This is a genomic window from Maribacter sp. MMG018 (assembly GCF_018100785.1).
Lineage (GTDB): Bacteria > Bacteroidota > Bacteroidia > Flavobacteriales > Flavobacteriaceae > Maribacter.
The window spans coordinates 1,020,462-1,044,149 of the sequence record NZ_JAGJEC010000001.1; the positions used below are offsets into that span (position 1 = coordinate 1,020,462).

The 23,688-nt window shown below is 40.9% G+C and carries 16 protein-coding genes; 13 read left to right on the forward strand and 3 right to left on the reverse strand.

The genetic code is table 11. The features are described from left to right. Position 1: 1 nt before the first annotated feature. Positions 2-649: a response regulator transcription factor gene (locus J8L85_RS04435; RefSeq protein WP_211014937.1), complete on the reverse strand. Its 648-nt coding sequence runs from the start codon at positions 647-649 to the stop codon at positions 2-4. Next, positions 636-2,612 carry an ATP-binding protein gene (locus J8L85_RS04440; RefSeq protein WP_211014939.1) on the reverse strand — a complete coding sequence of 659 codons (1,977 nt, stop codon included), beginning with the start codon at positions 2,610-2,612 and terminating at the stop codon, positions 636-638. The genes J8L85_RS04435 and J8L85_RS04440 overlap by 14 nt, the downstream gene beginning before the upstream one ends. Positions 2,613-2,885: 273 nt before the next feature. Between J8L85_RS04440 and J8L85_RS04445 the strand changes: the two genes are divergently transcribed. Together J8L85_RS04445 and scpA are read left to right on the forward strand one after the other, a co-directional pair. Next, on the forward strand, positions 2,886-4,265 hold the full coding sequence (locus J8L85_RS04445) for a methylmalonyl-CoA mutase subunit beta (RefSeq protein WP_211014941.1): 1,380 nt from the start codon (positions 2,886-2,888) through the stop codon (positions 4,263-4,265). Beyond that, a complete protein-coding gene (gene scpA / locus J8L85_RS04450; RefSeq protein WP_211014943.1) occupies positions 4,258-6,408 on the forward strand; it encodes a methylmalonyl-CoA mutase in 2,151 nt (716 codons plus the stop codon). Before J8L85_RS04445 ends, scpA begins: the two co-directional genes overlap by 8 nt. A gap of 66 nt (positions 6,409-6,474) precedes the next feature. On the opposite strand, the gene J8L85_RS04455 is transcribed toward scpA, so the two are convergent. After that, a complete protein-coding gene (locus tag J8L85_RS04455) occupies positions 6,475-7,716 on the reverse strand; it encodes an MFS transporter (RefSeq protein WP_211014945.1) in 1,242 nt (413 codons plus the stop codon). Positions 7,717-7,941: 225 nt separating this feature from the next. Here J8L85_RS04455 and J8L85_RS04460 point away from each other — a divergent pair, with 225 nt between their 5' ends. The 11 genes from J8L85_RS04460 to J8L85_RS04510 all read left to right on the forward strand — a co-directional run bounded on the left by J8L85_RS04460 (position 7,942) and on the right by J8L85_RS04510 (position 23,657). Next, on the forward strand, positions 7,942-8,529 hold the full coding sequence (locus J8L85_RS04460; RefSeq protein ID WP_247656551.1) for a RidA family protein: 588 nt from the start codon (positions 7,942-7,944) through the stop codon (positions 8,527-8,529). A gap of 318 nt (positions 8,530-8,847) precedes the next feature. After that, the gene (locus J8L85_RS04465) at positions 8,848-9,486 is read left to right on the forward strand and encodes a sigma-70 family RNA polymerase sigma factor (protein WP_211014947.1); all 639 of its coding nucleotides are present in this window, start codon (positions 8,848-8,850) and stop codon (positions 9,484-9,486) included. Between the two features lie 120 nt (positions 9,487-9,606). Beyond that, entirely contained in the window at positions 9,607-10,671 is a 1,065-nt protein-coding gene (locus J8L85_RS04470) for a FecR domain-containing protein (RefSeq protein ID WP_211014949.1), read from the forward strand. Positions 10,672-10,805: 134 nt separating this feature from the next. Further along, complete coding sequence (locus J8L85_RS04475) at positions 10,806-14,141, forward strand: TonB-dependent receptor (RefSeq protein ID WP_211014951.1); 3,336 nt, start codon at positions 10,806-10,808, stop codon at positions 14,139-14,141. A gap of 15 nt (positions 14,142-14,156) precedes the next feature. Continuing rightward, the gene (locus tag J8L85_RS04480; RefSeq protein WP_211014953.1) at positions 14,157-15,560 is read left to right on the forward strand and encodes a RagB/SusD family nutrient uptake outer membrane protein; all 1,404 of its coding nucleotides are present in this window, start codon (positions 14,157-14,159) and stop codon (positions 15,558-15,560) included. A 160-nt stretch (positions 15,561-15,720) separates the two neighbouring features. Beyond that, positions 15,721-16,869: a membrane dipeptidase gene (locus tag J8L85_RS04485; RefSeq protein ID WP_211014956.1), complete on the forward strand. Its 1,149-nt coding sequence runs from the start codon at positions 15,721-15,723 to the stop codon at positions 16,867-16,869. A 58-nt stretch (positions 16,870-16,927) separates the two neighbouring features. Continuing rightward, entirely contained in the window at positions 16,928-18,919 is a 1,992-nt protein-coding gene (locus J8L85_RS04490) for an amidohydrolase family protein (protein ID WP_211014958.1), read from the forward strand. Positions 18,920-18,969: 50 nt separating this feature from the next. Then, complete coding sequence (locus J8L85_RS04495; RefSeq protein ID WP_211014960.1) at positions 18,970-20,091, forward strand: VCBS repeat-containing protein; 1,122 nt, start codon at positions 18,970-18,972, stop codon at positions 20,089-20,091. 51 nt (positions 20,092-20,142) lie between these two features. Continuing rightward, complete coding sequence (locus tag J8L85_RS04500) at positions 20,143-22,200, forward strand: amidohydrolase family protein (RefSeq protein WP_211014962.1); 2,058 nt, start codon at positions 20,143-20,145, stop codon at positions 22,198-22,200. Between the two features lie 2 nt (positions 22,201-22,202). Further along, positions 22,203-22,679: a RidA family protein gene (locus J8L85_RS04505; RefSeq protein WP_211014964.1), complete on the forward strand. Its 477-nt coding sequence runs from the start codon at positions 22,203-22,205 to the stop codon at positions 22,677-22,679. A gap of 114 nt (positions 22,680-22,793) precedes the next feature. Beyond that, positions 22,794-23,657, forward strand: a complete 864-nt coding sequence (locus J8L85_RS04510) for a creatininase family protein (RefSeq protein ID WP_211014965.1) — start codon at positions 22,794-22,796, stop codon at positions 23,655-23,657. Positions 23,658-23,688: the final 31 nt, after the last annotated feature.

The following is a 23,688-nucleotide window of genomic DNA, read 5'->3' on the forward strand; positions in this document are numbered from 1 at the left end:
GCTATGATTCTACCAAACCTAATTTGATTGCGTATTTTGTGAGTCCGGCAAGGTTTCGGACTTCTAGTTTAGAGATGAGGTTTTTACGATAACTTTCAATGGTGTGCTTACTTAAAAATAGCTGGTCGGCAATTTCTTGGGTCGTAAATTCCTGTGCTATTAGTTTTAAGACCTCTTTTTCTCGTTTAGACAATGAATCCTCAATATTCGTTTCATTAGAAAACATGCCTTTCAAGTAAACGTCCTTTATAGACTGAGAAAAATATTTGTCACCTTTTAAAATGGTTTCAATAGCTAATAAAAGCTCATCTTTTTCCGCATTTTTTGGTATGTAGCCATCTACATTGTCTTTTGTTAATGTTTGTACGCTCTTAGTGTCGTGTAACATGCTTACGACCAAGGTCTTTATGCTTGGGTGGTTCTTTTTAATATGGCTGTTTAGCTCTATACCATTGAATTCTGGCATGTTTATATCGGTTATAACAAGGTCGATATCCTCATCTTTGTTGATATCAAGATACTTGGCCACATTTTTACCGTTATTGGCGGTCAATATAATTTCATACGTTTCTTTGTGAGCCAAAATACTCATGAGGCCGTCCAAGAACATCTTATGGTCGTCTGCAATGATTATTTTATATTTTCTCATCGATATCTTTTATAGGTATGGTTATGGTAAAAGCGGTACCTCTTCCGGGGGTACTATCTAGAACGAGGTTTCCGTGTAATTGTTTTATTCTGGTATTAATATTGGTAATGCCGATGCCATCATGGGTTTTTTTCATATCAAATCCGGTTCCATCATCCTCGAACAACAGTTGAAGCGTATTGTTGTAAAAACTGAGATGTAACTCTATAGAGGTCGCATTTGCATGTTTTAGGGTGTTGGTGGTCAATTCTTGTATAATTTGATAGAGTTCCACTTTGATCGTTTCGGGTAACCCGTTTATTTTTTCTTCGGGATGGGCAGAAAAAGCTATACTTAGGTCAGATCCATTTTTAATTTTATCCAGATAGTCGTTAAGTAGAATGGTAAACGCATTTTCGTTGAATTTCTTGGGAATTAGGTTATGTGATATTTCCCGAACCAGTTCGTAGGTCTCGTTTACCTGTTTCATTATACCTTTTTGGGTGTCGTTGGGTTTTTCTACGTTTGACAGTTGTAGCTTAATACCAGCTAGGTTGCCCCCAATACTATCATGCAGTTGTTGGGCAATTCTTGAGCGTTCTTCTTGCTGTGCGCTCAATGCTGTTCTTGCTATTTTGAGTTCTTGTTCGTTTAACAAAGAAGTTATTTTTCGATTGTTCAGTTCTTGTTGTTTTACCGCCAAAAGGCTTTGTGTCTGTAGTTTTTGATAGTAGACATATAACAAGGTGATAATAGGAATCAGAAGCACAAGAAAACCGTATAGAACTGCTTTTTTGATAGTTTTTTGGCGTTCAATTTCATTTTGTTTGGCCAATTGGGTTTTCTTAAGTTCTACTATTTCTTTTTCTTTTTGTAGCGTATTGTACTTGTATTCAAGGTCTTTGATGGTTTTTATGTTCTGGTTTTCCAGTATTTCTTCGGAGACGGCATTGTAACGGGTCATTAAATTGTAGGCATTCTCATAATCGCCTTGGGCAACATATACGTTTCTAAGTCCTTGTATTATACTTTTTTGCAGTTCTAGACGATTCCAGTTTATAGCGTTTGCATAGGCCATGGACAGCACCATTTGCGCGGTTTTAAACTCGCCGAGCGCACTATATGCATCTCCGTAATATAGTACCGCATTCGTATATAGGCCATAATATTGTTTTTCGATACTGGCCTTCATCACATGTTCAAAATGTACCAAAGCCTTGTCATATTTTTTGCGGACAAGAAAAATGGAGCCCTCGTTTAATTCGATCTGTAATATGAGCTTGTCCATCGATGGGTTATTGGCCGCTGATCTTGCTTTTTCGTAATAAGATAGCGATAGGTCGTAATCCTCATATTCTAAAGTCGCGAGTACTCCCAAAAGGTAATAGGCATTTGCCCTTACCTCGTCATTGTCGGTTTCTTGAGCACATTTTTCAAAAATGCTCTTGGCACTGGAGTACTCCCTTTTTCGTAGATACACTTTTCCCAGGCCGAGCTCTAGCCAAAATACTTCTGTAGAGGAAACGGAAAGAGAGTCGGAAATAGTTATGCCGTCCAAATAATCTTTTAGGGCTTCATCATTAAATCCGATTATTAATTTACCGTCACCCGCCAATTTTTTTGACCTTAGAACGTGTAACAAGCTATCTTTTAAGTTGTTACTCCCTTTTATGAGGGCACTCATTTTATTGCTATAAAAATTTACAGAATCCGCATTTCCGTGTTTGGCATGTTGTTCTCCTATTTCATAGAGTATGCGAAGTCTTTGGTTGGAGGTTTTGGCCTTTTTTAAACTGGTGTATAACGAGTCGGGAATCGTTTTTGGAATATGCCCGAAAGCGGTTATCCTTATATCTTCTTGAGAAAAAACATGGATACAGGAAAACAGCAGAACTAAAAATAAGCCTGTAGTTTTAACCGCCTTTGATATAGGCTTGCCGAGACTTCGATGTCTTAAAATATGGTTGGCTGATTTGACTAACAATACGCTAATATTTATTTAGGTCAAAAATAAGGCATTTATAACCTTGGTAATACCCTGTTTACAGTGAGCTTTTTTCTTGTTGATACAGAGGTGTATATCCTGTTGGTCAATAAAAAATTATAGTTAGACTTTGGTTATGGCCAAGGTTTTTAGGTATGATAAATTACAACACTTATCTTATTGTATCTTTGAAATACGGCTATCTAAAAATATTGCATATATATTTTTAGTATTGTTCGGGTTGTTTTTTGAATACAAAATTTATGGCTTAAGATGAAAAACGATACCCTTTTTAATGAGTTTCCAGAAATTTCTGCGAAGGCATGGAAGCAAAATATTCAATTTCAATTAAAAGGTGCTGATTATAACAAAACATTGGTTTGGGAGTCCCCTGAAGGTATTAAGGTAAAGCCCTTTTACCATAGTGATGATATTGTTGGGAGCACTGGTAATGTGCCTGCTATAAACCATAGCTGGGCCATTGGCCAAACAATCTATGCCGGCCATGAAGAGCAGGCGAACGAGAATGCGAAAAAGGAACTGGGCAGAGGAGCGGAAGCAATTTTGTTTACGGTACCTACAGAGAAGATTTCCGTGAAAACCCTTTTTAAAAATTTGGATACGAAAAAAACTCCCCTGTACTTCGATTTTCAATTTTTGTCCGCGGATTATATTGGGTCGATCGTTGCTTTGCCCCAATACAATGGAGGCAAAATGTTTATGAACGTGGATATTATAGGTAATTTGGCACGGTCTGGCAACTGGTATTTTAACCTTAAAAGAGATCATGAAATATTAAATGGCCTACTTAGAGGTTCTTGTGAAAATGTATTGAGTGTTGATGTTTCGTTATATGAAAATGCAGGAGCCAATATAACCCAACAATTGGGCTATGCCATGTCTCATGCCAATGAGTATTTGAACCATTTGTCTGAGAATGGCCTTTTGGGGCAATTAAAGAATATCACTTTCAAATGTGCTACAGGCGGCAATTACTTTTTTGAGATAGCAAAATTTAGGGCTTTACGGCTATTGTGGAAAACATTGGCAGAGGAGTATGGTTTAGATATCGAATGTCATATTATGGCTTTTCCATCCAAGCGCAATAAGACCCTTTACGATTATAATACGAATATGTTACGTACAACTACCGAATGTATGTCGGCCGTTTTAGGCGGAGCCAATACCATATTCAATCAACCATATGATGCCATCTACCATAAAGACAATGAGTTCTCTAAACGTATTTCATTAAATCAATTACTGTTACTAAAAGAGGAAGGCTATTTTGATAAAGTTTACAATGTTGCCGACGGGGCCTACTATATCGAAAATTTGACCGGCCAATTGGCAGAAAAAGGGTTGGAATTGTTTAAATCGATTGAAAAGGGCGGTGGTTTTTTAAAACAGTTAAAAACCCATACCATACAGCAAAAGATAAAGGAATCGGCTCAAAAACAACAGAAGAGGTTCGATGCCGAGGACGAGGTGCTGGTAGGAACCAACAAATACATCAACGAATCCGACAAAATGAAGGATGATCTAGAGCTTTATCCTTTTGTAAAGCAAAAGCCTAGAAAAACATTGATAGAGCCTATTGTAGAACGTAGATTGGCGGAAGCTATAGAACAAAAAAGAATTGGAAATGAGTAGAAGGGACATACAGCATATTCATTTAAAGAAAACCAATAATCGTTTTGGCAGTAATAATATTGGAACGGACGAACCTTTTGTGACGGCCGAGGGGATCACATTAAAAAAGAACTATTCCGATAAGGATATTGAAGGGGTGGAACATTTAGGTTTCTCGGCAGGAACGCCTCCTTTTTTACGAGGGCCATATGCCACTATGTATGTTCAAAGACCTTGGACGATTCGCCAATATGCTGGTTTTTCCACTGCCGAGGAAAGCAATGCTTTTTATAGAAGAAACTTGGCGGCCGGCCAAAAAGGGCTATCGGTCGCTTTTGACCTTCCTACCCATCGGGGGTATGACAGTGATCATGAGAGGGTGGTCGGTGATGTTGGAAAAGCAGGGGTCGCCATCGATTCGGTAGAGGATATGAAGATACTTTTTGATGGTATACCACTGGATAAAATGTCGGTATCCATGACCATGAACGGTGCCGTTATACCAATACTGGCATTTTTTATTGTCGCGGCAGAAGAACAGAATGTTTCCAAAGAAAAATTGATGGGAACCATTCAAAATGACATACTTAAAGAATTTATGGTGCGTAACACCTATATATATCCACCAAAACCCTCTATGCAGTTGGTGGCGGATATTTTTGAGTATACCAGTAAATATATGCCCAAGTTCAATAGTATAAGTATATCGGGCTACCATATGCACGAAGCGGGCGCACCCGCACATTTAGAGTTGGCCTATACCTTGGCGGATGGATTGGAGTATATTAGAACAGGTTTGAGTGCAGGACTGAAAATAGATGATTTTGCCCCAAGGTTATCGTTCTTTTGGGGAATTGGTATGAACCATTTTATGGAAATAGCCAAGATGAGGGCGGCCCGTATGCTGTGGGCAAAGTTGGTAAAACAATTTGATCCGCAGAATCCTAAATCATTAATGTTGCGTACGCATTGCCAAACAAGCGGTTGGAGCCTTACCGAACAAGATCCATTTAATAATGTGGCACGTACGACCATAGAAGCTGCTGCTGCGGTATTTGGAGGAACCCAAAGCCTACACACCAATGCATTGGACGAAGCTATTGCCCTACCAACGGATTTTTCCGCCAGAATTGCCAGAGAAACACAGATATACCTACAAGAAGAACCGAAAATAACCAAAACGGTGGATCCATGGGCAGGAAGCTATTATGTTGAAAAGCTTACTCATGAATTGGCACATAAGGCGTGGGAGTTAATAGAGGAAGTAGAGGAATTGGGAGGCATGACCAAGGCTATCGAGGCAGGTATTCCCAAAATGAAAATTGAAGAGGCTGCAGCAAAGAAACAGGCGAGAATAGATGGCGGTAAAGATGTTATCGTTGGGGTAAACAAGTATGCCCTCGACCGGCAAGATGACCTTAGTATTCTGGAGGTGGACAATGAAAAAGTTCGAAAAAAACAATTAGATCAGTTAGCTGAACTTAAGAAAAACAGGGATAAAGAAGCCGTTGATCAAGCGTTGAAAAATATCGCCAAAGCGGCAGAGTTGAGATTAAGAGGAAACAAAGAGGCCGACAATTTATTAGCTTTAGCGGTAAAAGCGGCAAAAGTCCGGGCCACATTGGGCGAAATAAGTGACGCATTGGAAGAGGCTTTTGGTCGGCATAAAGCAATAACAAATACCATTACAGGCGTGTATTCTAAAGAAATTAGTAAAGATGACAGCTTTAAGAAAGCGATGGAACTGGCCGATCGTCTTGCGGAACAAGAAGGACGAAGGCCCCGAATTATGATTGCAAAAATGGGGCAAGATGGGCATGACCGTGGGGCAAAGGTAGTAGCTACTGCGTATGCAGATCTAGGTTTTGACGTAGATATAGGTCCTTTGTTTCAAACTCCGCAAGAGGTCGCTAAACAGGCCGTTGAGAACGATGTACATATTTTAGGGGTTTCTTCGTTGACCGCAGGCCATAAAACATTGGTGCCGGCAGTAATCAAAGAATTAGAAAAATATGGTAGGGAAGATATTATGGTAATAGTAGGTGGCGTGGTGCCAAAACAGGACTATCCGTTTCTTTTGGAAAAAGGGGTGACGGCCATATATGGGCCTGGTACCAAGATTAGTGACGCCGCCATTGAAATTCTAGAGATTTTGCTCGATTGATAAGATGTTTCATTAAACAAAAAAAGGATCGCACTAAGCGATCCTTTTTGTTTGCGGATATATAATTTATGCTGCCGCTACTTCTTTCGATTTTTTGTTTTTCATCCAAAAATATAAAAAGGTAAATAGTACGATCAATATAATCGGAAAGATGGTAATGGTACGCATTGTTTCTTGGCCTGCAACCAATTCTAGCTCGTCACCGGTTAGTCCTCTGGCAGCAACCGCCTCTAGGTCGTTATCGATCCATCTTCCTGTGATAGGTTGAAAAATGGTTTGCGAAAACATCCCTACCGCTCCTATGATGGACATGCCCAAAGCACCGCTTTTGGGAATCTTATCGGCAACAAAACCAATCATATTTGGCCAAAAATAAGCTACACCAAGAGCAAAGAATACAGCAGCAACATAGGCCATGGCCCCTGTTTGCGTACTAAATAAATAGATGCCCACTGTTGCTAGCACGGCGGATCCCAAAAGAACGCCCGTTTGGTCGAACCTCTTAACCATATTCCCGCCAAAGTATCTGGCAACTGCCATAATACCCGTTACCAATGCCAAGATCAGCATAGGTTGTGCACCACTTTTCGCTAGGATTATACTGGACCATTGCTGTGGTATAAATTCAGATGCGGCCGTCAAAGACATACAGATAATCATAAATATGAACAACGGAGAGATCATAGCCTTTAAATTACCCTTTAAAGTCGCACCTTCCTCCACCTTGGCTTTAGGCCAAGATTGTCCGAAGAAAAGATATCCGTAGATGATAGTTGGCACCAAGATGATCCAAATTTGGGTTTCCCAACCTAGTCCGGCATCGGTCATAAATTTAGATACCAAACTTCCTATAACGATACCTCCTGGAAACCACATGTGAAATTTATTCAGCATGGTGCTCATTCGTGTTCCTTGGTACGCATCTGCGATCATGGGGTTACAGGCAGCTTCTGTACAGCCGTTACCCAAACCGATCAATAGAGTGGATATTAAAAGTCCTATGTAGCTACCGGAATAAATGGTAAGTATTATACCTATGGCATGGGCAAAAAAAGCAAATTGCATAATGGCCTTGCCACCTACTTTGTGGTAGATAAGACCTCCAATAACCATAGAGATGGGAAAACCTAGAAACCACATGGAGTTGATAAAGCCTAATTGTTCGGCGGTTAAACTTAATTCTTCACCAAGTTGAGGTAAAATACCTGCTCTTATACTGAAAGAAAAAGCGGTGGTAATAAGGGCAAAACAGCTAGCATAAAATAGCCTGTTCGCATTAACATTAGAAGTTGAAGTTGAGCTCTCCATATTTTGTTGGTTTTGTTGTTATGTTTTTGGTTAATGTGCTAAACTAATAAAAATGAAATAATATCAACACTTTTTTAATAAAATCGTACTTTGATTGCAATTTTGTGTAAAAATTGTGCTGTTTGCTCATTTTTTGATGTTATTTGTGCAATTGTAGGGTAGGCGGTTATGCTATACCAAGTTGATAATGAGTTGTTAAGTGACTTTTAAGATGTATAGACCACTATGAAAATGTTCGTCAAAAAGATTATTTATGTTTTTATAAGTTTTGCGATTTTGGCTTGTGCGGATCTAGATAGAAAAATCGAGGAAAAGGAAACGAACAACAAGGTTTCTGGTGGTGTAGATTATAACCCAGAGGCCAATGTAGCCAAATTGGGAATCACGTTCAGGGATCCAGGAAACCCTGTAGCAAACTATGTGCATGCCGTACAAAGTGGAAATTTATTATTTCTTTCGGGTAAAGGGCCAAAACAGGCAAATGGGGAAAATATAGTTGGTAAAGTTGGGGCCGACCTAACCGTGGAGGAAGGGTATGCCGCTGCACGCGAGGCAGGAATAAATCAATTATCGGTACTAAAGGCGGAGTTGGGCGATTTAAGAAAAGTAAAAAGAATTGTAAAAGTAAAAGGGATGGTCAATGCCGTTTCGGGGTTTAAGGACCACTCAAAGGTAATTAATGGATATTCCGATTTAATGGTGGCTATTTTCGGAGAAAACGGAAAGCATACAAGAGCTGCGGTAGGTATGGGATCGTTGCCTGGCAATATGGCGGTTGAGGTTGAAATGGTGGTTGAACTTTGGGAGGATTAGATACAATTTTTGTTACTTGCCCATTCTTTTATAAAGGCCTGTCCGTTCTCTTTTTGATCTTAGGTTGAGATAAAAAAAGGCTACTGGGTACACATTACAGGGCGACAGGTTTTATGGATCGTTCATCTGTAGAAATCATGTTTTATCGGACTTTCAATTTAATATAATATAAGGTTATTCTTTTTGTTGAATACGCAAAATGAGGGGTCTGAATATTATAATTGTGTAATAGTTACTTTTTTTTGTCTATAAAATGAAAATAGAATACTTAAAATAAAGAGTCAGGTCATATATGTAAACCAAAAATAACCAAGACATATGCAAGAGCGTGGTGAAAGGGCATTGGGATCTAATACCAGTTTTAATGCCGATCATAGGTACAGCACTACTAATGGAGAGAGTAAAATGAGGATAGTTAAAACTTCCGAAAAAGCTATTTGGGATAATTTAAAGAAAGGGGATGAAGGAGCTTTGGGGGAGTTGTATAATTTACATGTAGATGACCTTTTTTCTTATGGTATTCGCCATTCGCAGGATAGAAATTATGTGATGGACTGCATTCACGATGTGTTTCTTGATCTGTACAAATACAAGAAGAGTATACCAGCTTTAGAGGATGGTAAATATTACCTGTTCAAATGTTTAAAGCGAAAAATTAATAAGAAGTACCAACGTCGAATAGTTGTTTTGTCGGAAGAAAACGATTATCTGCTAAAAGACAGTCTTAAAAATCACATCAAATCCCATGAGGATACTATAATAAAGGCCGAGCGGAAAAACGAAAAGAACGAAAAGCTTACGGCGGTACTGGATACCCTGTCCCAAAAGCAAAGAAGGGGCATATACCTCAGGTTCAACCAAGAAAGAAGCTATGAGGAAATTTCTGAAATAATGGGGGTTACGGTGCAAACCGCAAGAACCATCGTTTACAGGGCTCTAAAGGCATTGCGCTCTTAAATCGCAAAATTTTAATAAATACAACAACAAATACTGTCTATGAAAAGTGCGAATGTTACTTTATGTGTGAAAGAAGATTAGACAAGTAGTCCCAAATTAATATAGAAGATCAGTTAAATAATGAAGGATAAAAGATCGGATAAAAAAATAAAATATTTACCAATTACATTTTCCGAAAAAAAGGATTTGGAAAATAGGATACTCAATTCTGTGCAAAAACATAAGTATAGAAAAAGAAGGGTACGGTTTTTGGCTGCCTTTGCGGCATCGACATTATTCTTGGGTGGTCTAGGGTTTTACTTTAGCCAGTCCACTTCTGAGCCTATGTCCATTACAGATTATGTTAACTCCAATGTTTCTGAGCATAACGTTAACTCCGATAAGGTGACATTGATCCTTGGTAAGGAAAATGAGATAAAAATCGACGAGGATGGTGCTATGGTGACCTATTCAAATTCGGGCCAGGATATTTCGGTGGGGTCTACCAAGACTATTAGTCAAAAAACGACCATAAAAGATGAACCGGTTTACAATACCTTATTGGTGCCTTATGGTAAAAAACTGAAAACCAAACTGTCCGATAATAGCGTGGTATGGTTGAACTCGGGCTCAAAAATGGTGTATCCGGCAACGTTCAGCGAAGATAAAAGAGAAGTCTATATAGAGGGGGAAGCCATTTTTGAAGTTGCCCATAACAAGGAAAAACCATTTTATGTGGTTTCTGGAAATCAACGGATAAAAGTATTGGGCACCGTGTTCGGGGTTACTAATTACCAAGACGAAGGCTCCATAAATACGGTCCTTAAAAGCGGTAGCGTAGAAATTAGTTATCAAGGCGATTCTAAAACGTCGGAACCTATGGACAAATTTAGGATTACCCCTGGTACCAAGGCCAGTTATAACAAAAAGAACAAAAGTATTATTTCTGAAAAGGTAGACGTGGAGTCCTATTTTTCGTGGAGGGATGGCTACCTGGTTTTTAAACAAGACGATTTAAGGCATATCATGAAAAGGATATCCAGATACTATAATTTAAAAATTGTAGGTATCGAAAAAATATCGTCCAATGAGACGTTCTCGGGATATTTGGATTTGAACGAGGATATTACGAAAGTAATGGAAAGTATAAAAGAAAGTTCGGTTATCGATTACGGGCTTTCTGAAAATGAAATAACGATCTATTAACCAAAAACCATTTTATGAATTGAAAGAACAAATTATTTGAATTAGTAAAAAGCCAGAAGATGTTCCAGCATCTTCTGGCAATTAAATCAACATTGCTGTGCTGAACAGCAACATTTTATAACCAAAACAAAAGTATGAAAAAAACCTTAAGTTCGGCCGTATTGGTCATTATGAGAACATTTTTGCTGTTTATTGGTATTGGGCTCACGTCTGTTTATGCTAATGTTATTTTGGCCCAAAACGAGGTGCAAATAAATGTTAAGAATATTACTATCGAAGAATTTTTTGAAGAAATTCAGAGTAAGAGTGATTTTGTCTTTTTCTATAACGACGATGTTCTTAAGACCGAGAAGAAAATTTCGTTAAAGCTAAAGAAGGCCAAAGTATCTAAGATACTTGATCGTGCACTTTCTAATACAGGCTTAACCTATAAGATCATAGGCAAGCAAATAATTGTCAAGGAGAGAAAGATCCAACCCGAAAATACCCCAAAAGAAGAAGTGATAAAGGTCGTACAACAGACGGTTACGGGTGTGGTAAGCGATGAATCGGGACAACCGCTTCCCGGGGTAAACGTTGTTGTTGAAGGTACTACTACGGGAACGCAATCTGATTTTGATGGTAACTATGCCATTAATGCAGGGGAAAATGATGTGTTGGTGTTCTCTTATTTAGGTATGTTGACCCAAAAAGTAAATGTTGGAGGTAAAACCAATATTAATGTGACGCTTAAAGAGGACGTGGCCTCTTTGGACGAGGTTGTGGTAGTGGCATATGGTACCCAGACAAAGGAATCGGTAACAGGATCCGTAGGGGTTGTAAAAAGTGATGAACTTGAGCAAGTGCCGACTTCTTCATTTGAACAGTCTCTTAGGGGTAATGTAGCAGGTTTACAGGCATCGGCTTCCGATGGTGCGCCAGGGGCAAATACCCAAATAAGGATCAGGGGTATAGGTTCTATCAACGCTTCCAGTGAGCCATTGTATGTAATCGACGGTATTCCTTTGCAATCGGGTAGTCAGGCATTAAATGATAATGATGGGGCCAGTTCAAATGTTATGGCTTCCATAAACCCCAACGATATTGAAAGTATAAGTGTATTAAAAGATGCTGCCTCTACTGCAATTTACGGATCTAGAGGTGCTAACGGGGTTATTTTGATTACCACTAAAAAAGGTAAGTCTGGTAAGGCAACTATCGAATTAAAAACACTTACCGGTTTTAATTCACAGGCTTCCAAAAATATATTAAAGCCATTGAATGCGGCTCAATACAAAGAATTGTTTATAGAAGGGTATGTAAACCAAGGAGATACCTACGAAGAAGCTCAGGCAAGATTAGATGCGAGATTCACACAACAAATAGACCCTTCTACAGGCGAACCTACAGACACTGATTGGTTAGATGCCATTACTCGTACAGGAGTTACCCAAAGTTATGACCTAAGTGTAAATGGTGCTACCGATAAAGTTAAGTACTTTATGTCTGCCGGGTATATGGATCAGGAAGGATATATCATCGGTTATGGTTTTAAGAGATATAGCACCCGTGCCAACTTAGAGTACAAGGCAAGTGACTATTTGACCATATCCAACAACATATCTATTTCGGATATTAAGTCGAGCACGGCTCCTGATGCCGGTTCTTGGAACAACCCTTTTAAAAACACTTTAGAATTATCGCCACTTATTCCTATTTATGATGAAGAGGGAGAATACAATGCGGAACATGTAAACTATTATCCTATTGGATCTAACCCAGTAGGTAGTTTGAGCGGTGATGATACATGGGAAACCAAGACTACCCGTATTATAGACAACTTTGCCGTTTCTGTAACTCCGGTGAAAGATTTGGTGTTCAGGTCGCAATGGAACTTCGACGTTTTTAATATTAACGAATCGCAATACTATAACCGTCGTTACGGGTCTGGATATGATTATAACGGATATGCCTATGAAGGTACCGTAACCGGAAAAACATGGGTTGGTACACAAACCGTTAATTATAATTTAGTATTGAACAATGACCACTATTTAAGTTTTCTTGGAGGTTATGAAGCCCAACAGACCATTAGGGAGACGCACTGGGGTTCGGGAACAAATTTTCCTAACGATATAGTTAAGACATTAAGCAGTGCTTCTTCTGAATTTACGGTGGGGGGAACTAAATCGGAATACACCTTCAACTCTATGTTCTTAAGGGCCAATTATAATTACGCAAGTAAATATTATCTTTCAGGTAGTATAAGGCGTGATGGTTCCTCAAGATTTGGTGGCGATAACAGGTTTGGTACTTTTTACTCTATCGGCGGTAGCTGGAATATAAATAGAGAGTCCCTTTTTGACGATGTTGACTTTATCGATATACTTAAGCTGAGAAGTTCTTTTGGTGTTACAGGTAACGCTGCCATCGGAAATTTTGCATCCCTTGGTTTGTACACCTATGGTCAAGATTATGACGGGGCACCAGGTGGTAGTCCTTTACAGTTAGAAAACTCGGACCTTACATGGGAAACGCAGGAGAACTTTAATGTAGGTTTGGATTTTGGGTTCTTCAACAAGATAAACGGTACGGTCGAATATTTTAAAAGAGTTTCTTCCGACCTTATTTTAGATGTGCCAATTTCTAGAACTACAGGTTTCACCGATCTTACTCAAAATTTTGGTGAAATGACCAATTCCGGGCTAGAAATTTCTTTAAACGGAGATATCATCAACAAGAAAGATTTTAGATGGAGCCTTGGGTTCAATACCACCTTCTTGAAAAATGAGATTACCAAGCTTACGGAAGATTATACCGATGGCGCCTATAGAAGACAGGTAGGACAAGATTTTCAGTCTTTTTACTTGTATGATTGGGCCGGTGTAGACCAGACCAACGGAGACCCACAGTGGTATACCGATGAGACTAGAACTACCATTACCAATAATATTGGAGAGGCTGAACGCTTTTTGGTAGGTAAGTCCGCTACACCTGATTTCTATGGTGGTTTTAATACCGTTGTATCCTACAAAGGGCTTAGTTTAAGCGCCAATTTCATGTACTCTTATGGTAATTATCTATTTGATAGTAGGGCAAGGGGATCTTTGGGAGATGGTAGGTTGACACCAAGAAGTACAGCAACATATTTGTTCGAGAACAGATGGGTGGAAGGAAAAACAGATGCCCTGTTTCCTAAATTCGTTTGGGGAGGACAATCTGGTAGTAACGAGGGAAATCAGACAAGATGGTTATATGATGGTAGCTATATCCGTTTAAAGGATTTAACTATAGCTTATAATTTTCCTGAGAAGATAGCATCCCTATTGCATATCAATTCAATGAGAATGTATGCAAGGGGTACCAATATCTTAACATTTACAAAAGATAAAGATCTATATATAGATCCAGAACAAGCTATAAATGGAAGCTACCTTGGAACCACCCCGGCAATGAAAACAATTTCTTTAGGCTTGGATATTAAATTGTAAACTAAAAAAAGACTAATGAAAAAATATAATAAAATAATAGTATTGATCGTGATAGGGTTTTTCTTATCATGTTCAGAATCGTTTTTAGAGGTTAGCCCACAGAGTTCTGTTTCAAATGAAGAGGCATTAACCAGTTTAGAAGATCTTGAAACTTCAATTTCTGGAGTATATAATGAATTGCAAAGTGCCTATTACTACGGTAGGTATATGTTCTTGATACCGGATGTCTTGGCAGACGATGTCAAACAAAACGAGCAGGCCAATAGGGTAGTGGATTATGCGCAACATGTACAAAGTGTTTCCGATGCCCAGGCCAATTCTTTGTGGACAGGGTTGTATTATACCAACAATGCCTTGAACAATATAATCAATTCGGACATAGAGGTGTCAGATGCGTCGCAAGACGAAAAAGACCGCATTATAGGAGAGGCCTATGCATTAAGAGGCTTGGTTTATTTTGATTTGGTAAGGCTTTTTGCAAATCATTATACCTATACTGCAGATGCCGGTCATTTAGGGGTGCCGATCATATTGGATTTTGATTACACGCTAGAGCCGTCAAGAAATACGGTTGCCGAAGTGTATGATCAGGTTATAGCGGATATGACTACAGCACTTACTTTAATGGATGATACGTCTAGAACCGGAAATTCAAATACACTATCATCTACAGCTGTCAAAGCACTATTGTCTAGAGTGTATTTGTATATGGAAGATTGGGAGAATGCGGAAGCAATGGCTACACAGGTGATTGAAACAGGAGGTTATAGCTTGGTGGATAATGCCGATTATTTAACCTTGTGGTCTCAAGACAACACTTCTGAATCTATATTCGAAATATCGCAGACCGAATCGGATAACCAGGGAGGAGACAACTTGGGCGCAATGTATGTAGTGGACGGATACGGAGATTATCTGCCTTCAGACGATGTAATATCTTTATATGATGTCGATGATGCCCGATTGCAGGTTTTTATAGAAGATGGTCTTTTGGCAGGGGACTATGCCCCATATCGAATGAACAAATATCCTGATGTACTTGGGTACGATAACATAAAAGTAGTGCGTCTTGCTGAACTATATTTGATCAGGGCGGAGGCAAGGGCCCAAATTGGTACTGACATTTCAGGAGCCCAAGACGACTTGGATATGGTTCGCCAAAGAGCTCTTCCGACAGCACCGGATGTTACGGCTACCGGAGATGAACTCTTGGAAGAGATTTTACTAGAAAGAAGGTTGGAACTATGTTTTGAAGGGCAAAGGCTTTGGGATTTGATGAGGTACAAGCAAGATATTGTAAGAAACCAATGTACGGCCAGTATCTGCTATATACCTTATGGTGACGATACCAATATATTGCCGATTCCACAGAACGAAACGGATGTTAATCCGAACATAGAGCAGAACCCAGGTTATTAATCGTTGATACGAAACCTATAACCTCTATAATTAAAGAGGTTCTTAATAAGATTGTATACATTGGAGAAACATCAGGTTTACATGATGTAATTCCCCCTCTCCAATGTATTTCAATTTGATTTAAAAATTAGTGACTAAAACAACTTAAAAATTTAATCTTTTGGATAAAAGCAGAAGAAATATCGCTAAAATGTTATCTCTTGGAGCTATTTTTCCAAGTCAGATGGCCTATTCCTTTTCGTCCATTATGGAGTCTATACCCACAAATGGCATGGGACCGGTTGGAGCGGCATGGGACCAACCCAAGAAAAACATAGAAAAGCTATATAAGAACGCCATTGTCAACGATGGTCTGATCATTTCCCGTAACTGGAACGAAGATTCGTTCGAGGCCTTGGCCCAATCGGGCTATACCGGATTCAACGCTTCCGTTGATTCGGGAAATTTAGAGAAAGGACTTAGAAACTTGAACAACTGGCAGACCATCATAAAAGAAAACCCCGACAGATTGATCTTGGGTACAAGTGCCGATGATTATTACCGTGCCAAGGAAGAAGGAAAGGTAGTGGTAATGCTAGGTTTTCAAAATTCTACGATGGTCGGTAGGTCCATCAAAAACCTCGATAAGCTGTACGATGCCGGAATGCGTTGGATGCAGCTTACCTACAATGAGCGGAACTATTTGGGAGATGGGAGTACGGAACGTACAAATTGTGGCCTGTCCGATTTTGGCATAGAGGTCGTAAACCGTATGAACGAGCTGGGTATAATGATAGATTTATCGCACTGCGGAGAACAGACCACCAATGATGGTATAGCATTCAGTAAAGCACCTGTCTCGATCAACCACTCCATGTGCGAGGCATTGCACAAGAACCACCCACGGGCCAAGACCGATGAACAGATCAAGGCCATGGCCGACAAGGGCGGCATTATCGGTATTATTTGTCTGGGCTATATGATCGGTCCGAACCTAGGTACCGATACGACCTTGGAAACCTATGTGGACCATATAGACCATGCCGTTAAGATTGGAGGTATCGATCATGTAGGGCTGGCATCCGATTTTGCGATCCAGGGCTTGGAAGCGACCGGGGCCACGCGTGAAAATTGGTATGTACCGCGCTTAACACGTTTTAAGCCATCGTATAAGGTACAGTGGCCACCATGGATTCCCGAACTCGATAAGCCCGATAGATATCTGCAAGTGGCCAAAGTATTGGACAAAAGAGGCTATAGTACCGGGGATATCGAAAAAATATTAGGTCAGAACTGGCTTCGTTTTTACAAGGATACCTTAAAGCCGTAATAATTTCTTTCTGTCTATCAAATACATTTTAACCCACTATATTTTTTAATATCGACCTATGAAATATCCTATCGGAATAGTTGTTTTGGCAATAAGTTTGTTGGCCTCGTGCAACGACTCAAAAGTAAAGGAAAACAACAAGACCGTTTACGATGTGGTGTTCCGTGAAAGCCTGGCGGGCACATATGAAAAATGGCCAACTTCTGGTCATAGTTTTAAATACTATTATACGTACACCGATAGAGGCCGTGGACCGGAGTTTGATGAGGAAATATCGCTTGACAAGGAGAACTTCATTACCGCCCAGACCGTAAAGGGTATCAATTATTCCAAGGTATCGATAGATGAAAGTTTTTCGGTCGGTGATGGAACGGCTACCATCAACAATATGTTCGGTACGTCGAAGAACGATTTTAACGGAGGTCAACTTTATTTCCGTTTCGATGGTTCGCCCGCGGTATATGAAATTCTTGCGCAGCTTGCCCTGAAGTCCGAAACGGGCAAGGTGGCACTGTATCCGAAGGGAGAAGCAGAGTTGGTGAAAAATACACCGTTAAAACTGTCCAATGGTACCGCATTAGACCTTCTTACGATAAAGGGGTTGGATCTTAACCCTACCTATATCTGGATGCAGGATGGGCAAATGGTCTGTAAGATAGCGGGTAACCTTCATATCGTCAGAAAGGATTTTAGTGATTTTCGCCCTGAGATGAAGCAGATCCAGGATTCTATCGAAGACCAAGGTCTCATCGCAGCCGCTAAAGATCTTAGTCATGCCATTGATAAGGTAGTGGTCAAAAATGTAAACATATTTACCAAGGAAGGATCTTTGCTTCCGAACCAAGATGTTTTCGTAGACGGCGAAATCATTGAGGCAATCGTACCAACGGGTCAAAAAACTATTTCTGGCGATGTTCAGGTCGTTGATGGTACAGATAAGACCCTTATGCCGGGCATGTTCGATATGCATACCCATAATTCGAAGTTCAGGGGGGCGTTATATCTTGCCGGAGGAGTCACCTCGGTAAGGGATCTGGCCAATAACAAACAGTTATATCGGTTAAGGGACCAGTTCGAGAACAATGAGATCATTGGGCCGCATATTGTAACTTTTTGCGGTATAATAGATGGTCCTGGTCCGTTTGCGAATCAAAGAAACGTGGTGGAAACACTTGAAGAAGGATTGGCGGAGATAGATGATTATAAAAGATTGGGCTATCAGCAGATTAAATTGTACAGTTCTATAAAACCCGAATGGGTAGCTCCGTTGACTGAAAAGGCCCATGCATTGGGCATGCGGGTGAGTGGGCACATTCCTGCGTTCATGAATGCAACACAGGCCATTAACCAAGGGTATGACGAGATTCAACATATCAATATGCTGTTTCTTAACTTTTTATCCGACACCATAGATACTAGAACGCCACTGCGCTTTACAATGCCGGCACAATATGGTGCCGACCTTGACCTTGAATCGAAGGAATATACCGATTTTGTAGACCTGTTGCTAAAGAAAGATATTCTGGTAGATCCCACGGCGGCCATATTTGAAAATAAGTTTTTGGCTCAGTTGGGCGAGGTAAGTCCCACCTATAGCATGGTTGAAAATAGATTCCCTGTCATTTACCAGCGTAGTTTTTATGCCGGTGGCTTGCCGCAAGAAGGGGAGCAGATCGCAAGGTACAAGGCCAGTTATGACAAAATGCTGGATGTAATTTCAGATTTGTACCATAAAGGCGTTGACATCGTTCCTGGAACCGATGGCTTGCCCGGATTTTTATACCATCGCGAACTTGAACTTTACGTAAGGGCAGGTATTGCTGCTAATGAAGTGTTGAAATTGGCCACTATAAAGTCTGCCGAAATAACGGGAGTATCCGATTCTTATGGTTCGGTCGAACCCGGAAAAAAAGCGGATTTGATTCTTATAGACGGAAACCCTTTGGAAGATATCAGTGACATCCGCAAAGTGGAATGGACCATAAAGGGGGGTAATCTATACTATGCGAAGGAACTGTACAATGCTGTAGGGATCGATCATTTTAAATAAATCCGTAGAAACGGATAAACAAACCAATCATTTTACATAAAAAAACAATAATGAAACAGATATATATATTTCTTTTTTCACTTTTTGTAGCTACCGGTTATAGTCAGTCTTCTGAGTTCTTTACCAGTGGCAGGTTAATTTTAGGTACCTATAAAGAACGTACGGCCTCTATGGGCTTGGGAGATATAGATAAAGATGGAGATATAGATATACTCGTCGCCAATGGCCGCCATTGGCCAGGCCAGAATCGGGTTTTCTTTAATAATGGCAGAGGGGTATTTACCGTTTCGCAGGTTTTGGGAGACGAGCAAGAAACCAGTTATTCGACCGAGCTTGCCGATTTTGATAACGATGGTGACCTAGATATTGCCGTGGGTAACGATATGGCACCTAATTACATCTTTATCAATGATGGAAATGGCAAGTTTACAAAAGGCTCAAGATTCGGTGAAGCCTATGCCCCAACAAGAAATATAGTGGTTGCGGACATCGATTCCGATGGCGATCTTGATATTCTAATAACCAACCGCGGAAAAGAAAATGAGATATGCCTTAATGACGGAAAGGGAAATTTTACCAAATCTATAGGTTTTGGCTCTAAAAAAGATTCTACCATAGATGTTGAAGTGGCGGATATGAACGGAGATGGCCATAACGACCTTATTTTGGCCAATAGGGACGAGCAGCCCAATTTTGTGTATCTCAATGATGGTAAGCTAAATTTCTCAAAAAGAATACCCTATGGTACAGGTACGGACAATACAAGATCCGTTGCTATAGCCGATATGGACAAAGATGGGTATTTAGATATCGTAACGGCCAATATAGGAGAACCAAACGCGATATACTTTGGAAGTAAAAAGAATGATTTTGATAAAAAAATGATGTTCGATGCCAGCTCCGATAAATCATATTCCTTATCGGTCGCAGATGTGGATATGGATGGCACTATGGATATTGTAATAGGTAATGTGGCGGCACCCAATACTGTTTTTCTAAATCAGGAAGACGGTAAAAGTTGGAAAAAAATAGTATTGAGCGATAAAAAATTCAATACGTACGATATTATGGTCAGTGATTTGAACGGGGACGAAAAACCGGACATTATCGAGAGCAACTCCGACGAGCTGAACCTGTATTATTTTAACAAATATGTACCTAAGTTCCCTTGATCCAAGGGTGTTTATGGAACGAGAAAAGATAGAAGAAAAATTATAAGACCAATGAAGAGTATTACTAGTTACACGACATCGATATGTGCAGGGGTGTTCCTGTCCATATCTTTGGTTTCATGTTCAACGGAATCGTCAAAATGGGACAATTTTACCGATGAGGGAACATTTATAGTGCACAGGAGGCAATCGCCGATCGGTGAGGAGACCTATGAGGCGTACACCGAGAACGATACCATATATGTAAAATCGCTCCAGGGCGAAAACGAGCGGGGACGCATCTCGGGGGTATTGTCGGAATTGCGGCTTACAAAAGACCTGGAGCCTGTTTACTACAGCAGCAAAAGAATCTCCAAGGATACCACCAATATTCTTGAAGTGGAGAAAATAGGTCCCGACGAGATTACCGTTTGGGAAAAACATTTTGACAAGGTAACGCAAAAGGTTTCGGGCCATTTCTTTCCCCTCCACAGTAATATTCCTGCAGGCATAGAGATGATGCTGTACCATTGCTATTTTAAGTATGGGCAAGAAAGCCTGCCCACCTTCCCCAGGGGCGAGGTAACGGTGGCCCATAGGGCCAAGGATACGGTGACCGTGGGCGGTGAACAAAGAATATTGGATAGATATGTCGCCACCGGTATCAACTGGGGCGGTAGAACTATTTGGTTGGACGAGTCCCAGAATTTGGTCGCCTTGGTGAAGGCGAACACCCAGATCAGGGAAATGATCAAAGAAGAATATGAAGAGGCACTGCCAACTTTTATCCAGGGCAATGTAGAGGAGCAAATGGCCCAACTGGCCGAGTACACCCAAAACCTGAAAGGCCCGGAATATCCAGTGGTGGCCTTGGTAGGGGGAGATGTAGTGGATGTGGCCGGTGATGGGGTTAAAAAGGATATGACGATCATTGTCGAAGAGGGCAAGATTGTCGAGATCGGTAAAAGGGAGTCCGTAAAGGTGTCAAAAGGGGCCAAGGTAATCGATGTAAAGGGTAAGACCTTGATCCCGGGACTATGGGACATGCACGCCCACTCCAACCAGGTACAATGGGCACCTGCCTATTTGGCCGGTGGTGTTACCACGATCAGGGACAACGGAAACGAACTGGAGTTCGCTACCTCCTTCAGGGACGCCATTGCCAAAGACGGGGCATTGGGCCCCGATATCCTTTTGGCGGGTATGACCGACGGCCCAGGTATAAAAGGTAACGGTGTAATACGTGCAAGGTCGGTAGAAGAGGCAAAGGAAACGGTAGCACTGTACCATAAGAACGGTTACAAGCAGATCAAGATCTATACCTCCATAGAACCCGAGATGTTGAAGGTATTGACGGAAGAAGCCCATAAGGTGGGCATGACGGTAACGGGCCATGTACCCGCCTTGGTGAACGATGCACGGTTGGCGGTAGAAGATGGTATGGATATGCTAAGCCATTACAATAGAATTTTGGCGGCATTGTTTACGGATAAGAAAGTATCTGACCTAGGTCCTTACTTTATGGTAGATAATGAAGTAACGGACGAAATGGTGAACAACGCCATTGCCTTTTACCTAAAGCACGGGACTGTTCTGGACGTTACCCTTGGGTTGGGCGTAATACGTACATTGCCAAAAGGGGAACCTATGGAAACCCTGGAACCGGATGCTTATAGAATGGCATATGAACTTTTTGAGAGTAAAAGGTTTAGAGCTGGAACGTCCGAAGTTCGTGCTAAAAAATTAAAACAAAACATTATTAAATCTGCCGAGGTCATTGGTAAGTTCTATAAAGCAGGGATTCCCGTTGTTGCCGGTACCGACAACTTTGCTCCGGGATTCGGACTCTTTTTAGAAATAGAGACCTATAATAAGTACGGGGGGCTAACTCCGTTGGAAGCTATTAGAACGGCGACCATAGTGCCCGCCAAGGCTATGGGTATGGGAGATATCACGGGAAGTATAGAAGTTGGCAAAGAGGCGGATATCGCCATTTTGGACAAGAACCCGTTGGAAAACATAGATAATATTAGAAGCGTCTCCGCGGTAATGACCAACGGAAATTATTATGAAAGCGAAGGGCTGTGGATGGCGGCGGATTTTAAACCTAATAGAGATACACAGAATTGATTATGGAAAACATAGTATACGATCCGGAAGCCCGGTTGAAAGACTTGGGCATAGCGTTACCAAAGGCACCTGACCCGGTGGCCAATTATGTGAACGGTGTACGTGCGGGCAACCTTATTTTTTTGGCCGGAAAAGGACCTAGGTACGCCAATGGAGTGGAGATTACCGGAAAACTGGGAGATGATATTTCTATAGAAAAGGGCTATGAAGGGGCCCGTTTAACGGCCATCAACCAGATTGCGGTTCTTAAGGGGATGCTGGGCGACCTAAAAAAAGTAAAAAGGGTCGTAAAGGTCTTGGCCCTGGTAAATTCCACACCCGATTTTATAGAGCAACCCAAGGTAATAGATGGTTTCTCGGATCTGATGGTGGAGGTTTTCGGGGAAAGGGGCATCCATGCCCGAGCGGCCATCGGTGTGGCAACATTGCCGAGGGCACAGGCCGTTGAAGTGGAATGTGTGGTTGAAGTGGAAGACTGACCACATGCCCGATGAAAGGTAATTATGCCGAACCGTTAAAAACGATTACTATGGATGGACATCATCGTTCATTCAAATTATAAATACAGATTATTATAGTTAACTACCCAATATATGACGACAGCTACCCAAACGAACCCACTTTGGAAAGAAAGTAAGGTCAAGAATTATTTGCCCCATATGACGGTCCCCGAAGTGGAAGAGTTTTTAAAGAGATCCGATATGGCGATTATTCCCATCGGAGCATTGGAACAACATTCGAGCCACCTGCCCATTGGAACCGATTTTATAAATGGAATAGAGCTTTGTAAGCTTATAGCCCAAGAGCGTGATATTTTAGTGGCACCGGTGTTAATGGCAGGCCAGTCCCCTTATCATATGGCATTTGCGGGCACCATTACCCTAAGTGCGGAAACTATACTGCGTGTACATATGGAAACCGTAGAGAGTCTTATAAAACATGGGTTCAAACGTTTTGTGTTGATGAACTCCCACGGGGGCAACACGGCGATCACCACTTTTTTGGTAGATCAGATAAACCAAAAGACTTCGGCCGTTGCGGTAGATTTTGGCGTTGCCATCAAACCTTATCTACAAAGTGGGGAAGAAAAAGAGACTCGGGCACTGGATCGACATGCCGGTACGGGAGAAACATCCAATTCCCTGTACCTGATGCCAAGCTTGGTACAATTGGATAAAGCCAAACCAACTAAATTATCATTGCCAAAGCATTTGGCGAATATGGTGCCCGCAGTCATTAAAGAAGAACCTACCGAAAAATTATTGTTTCTCTCCGAAGGTTTAAAGGCCGAGGAAACGGGTAAAAAAACATCTACCATCGAAATGACCAAAACAGGCGTTTGGGGAGAATTGGACCCTAAGGAGGCTACCGTGGAAAGAGGCGAGAAGGATACGAAAAATGTGATCAAGGCCTGTACCGATTTTATTGATAAATGGAATGAACTGATTGCTGTCTAAGATTCTGGATAATTTTTAGTGGACCGAACAC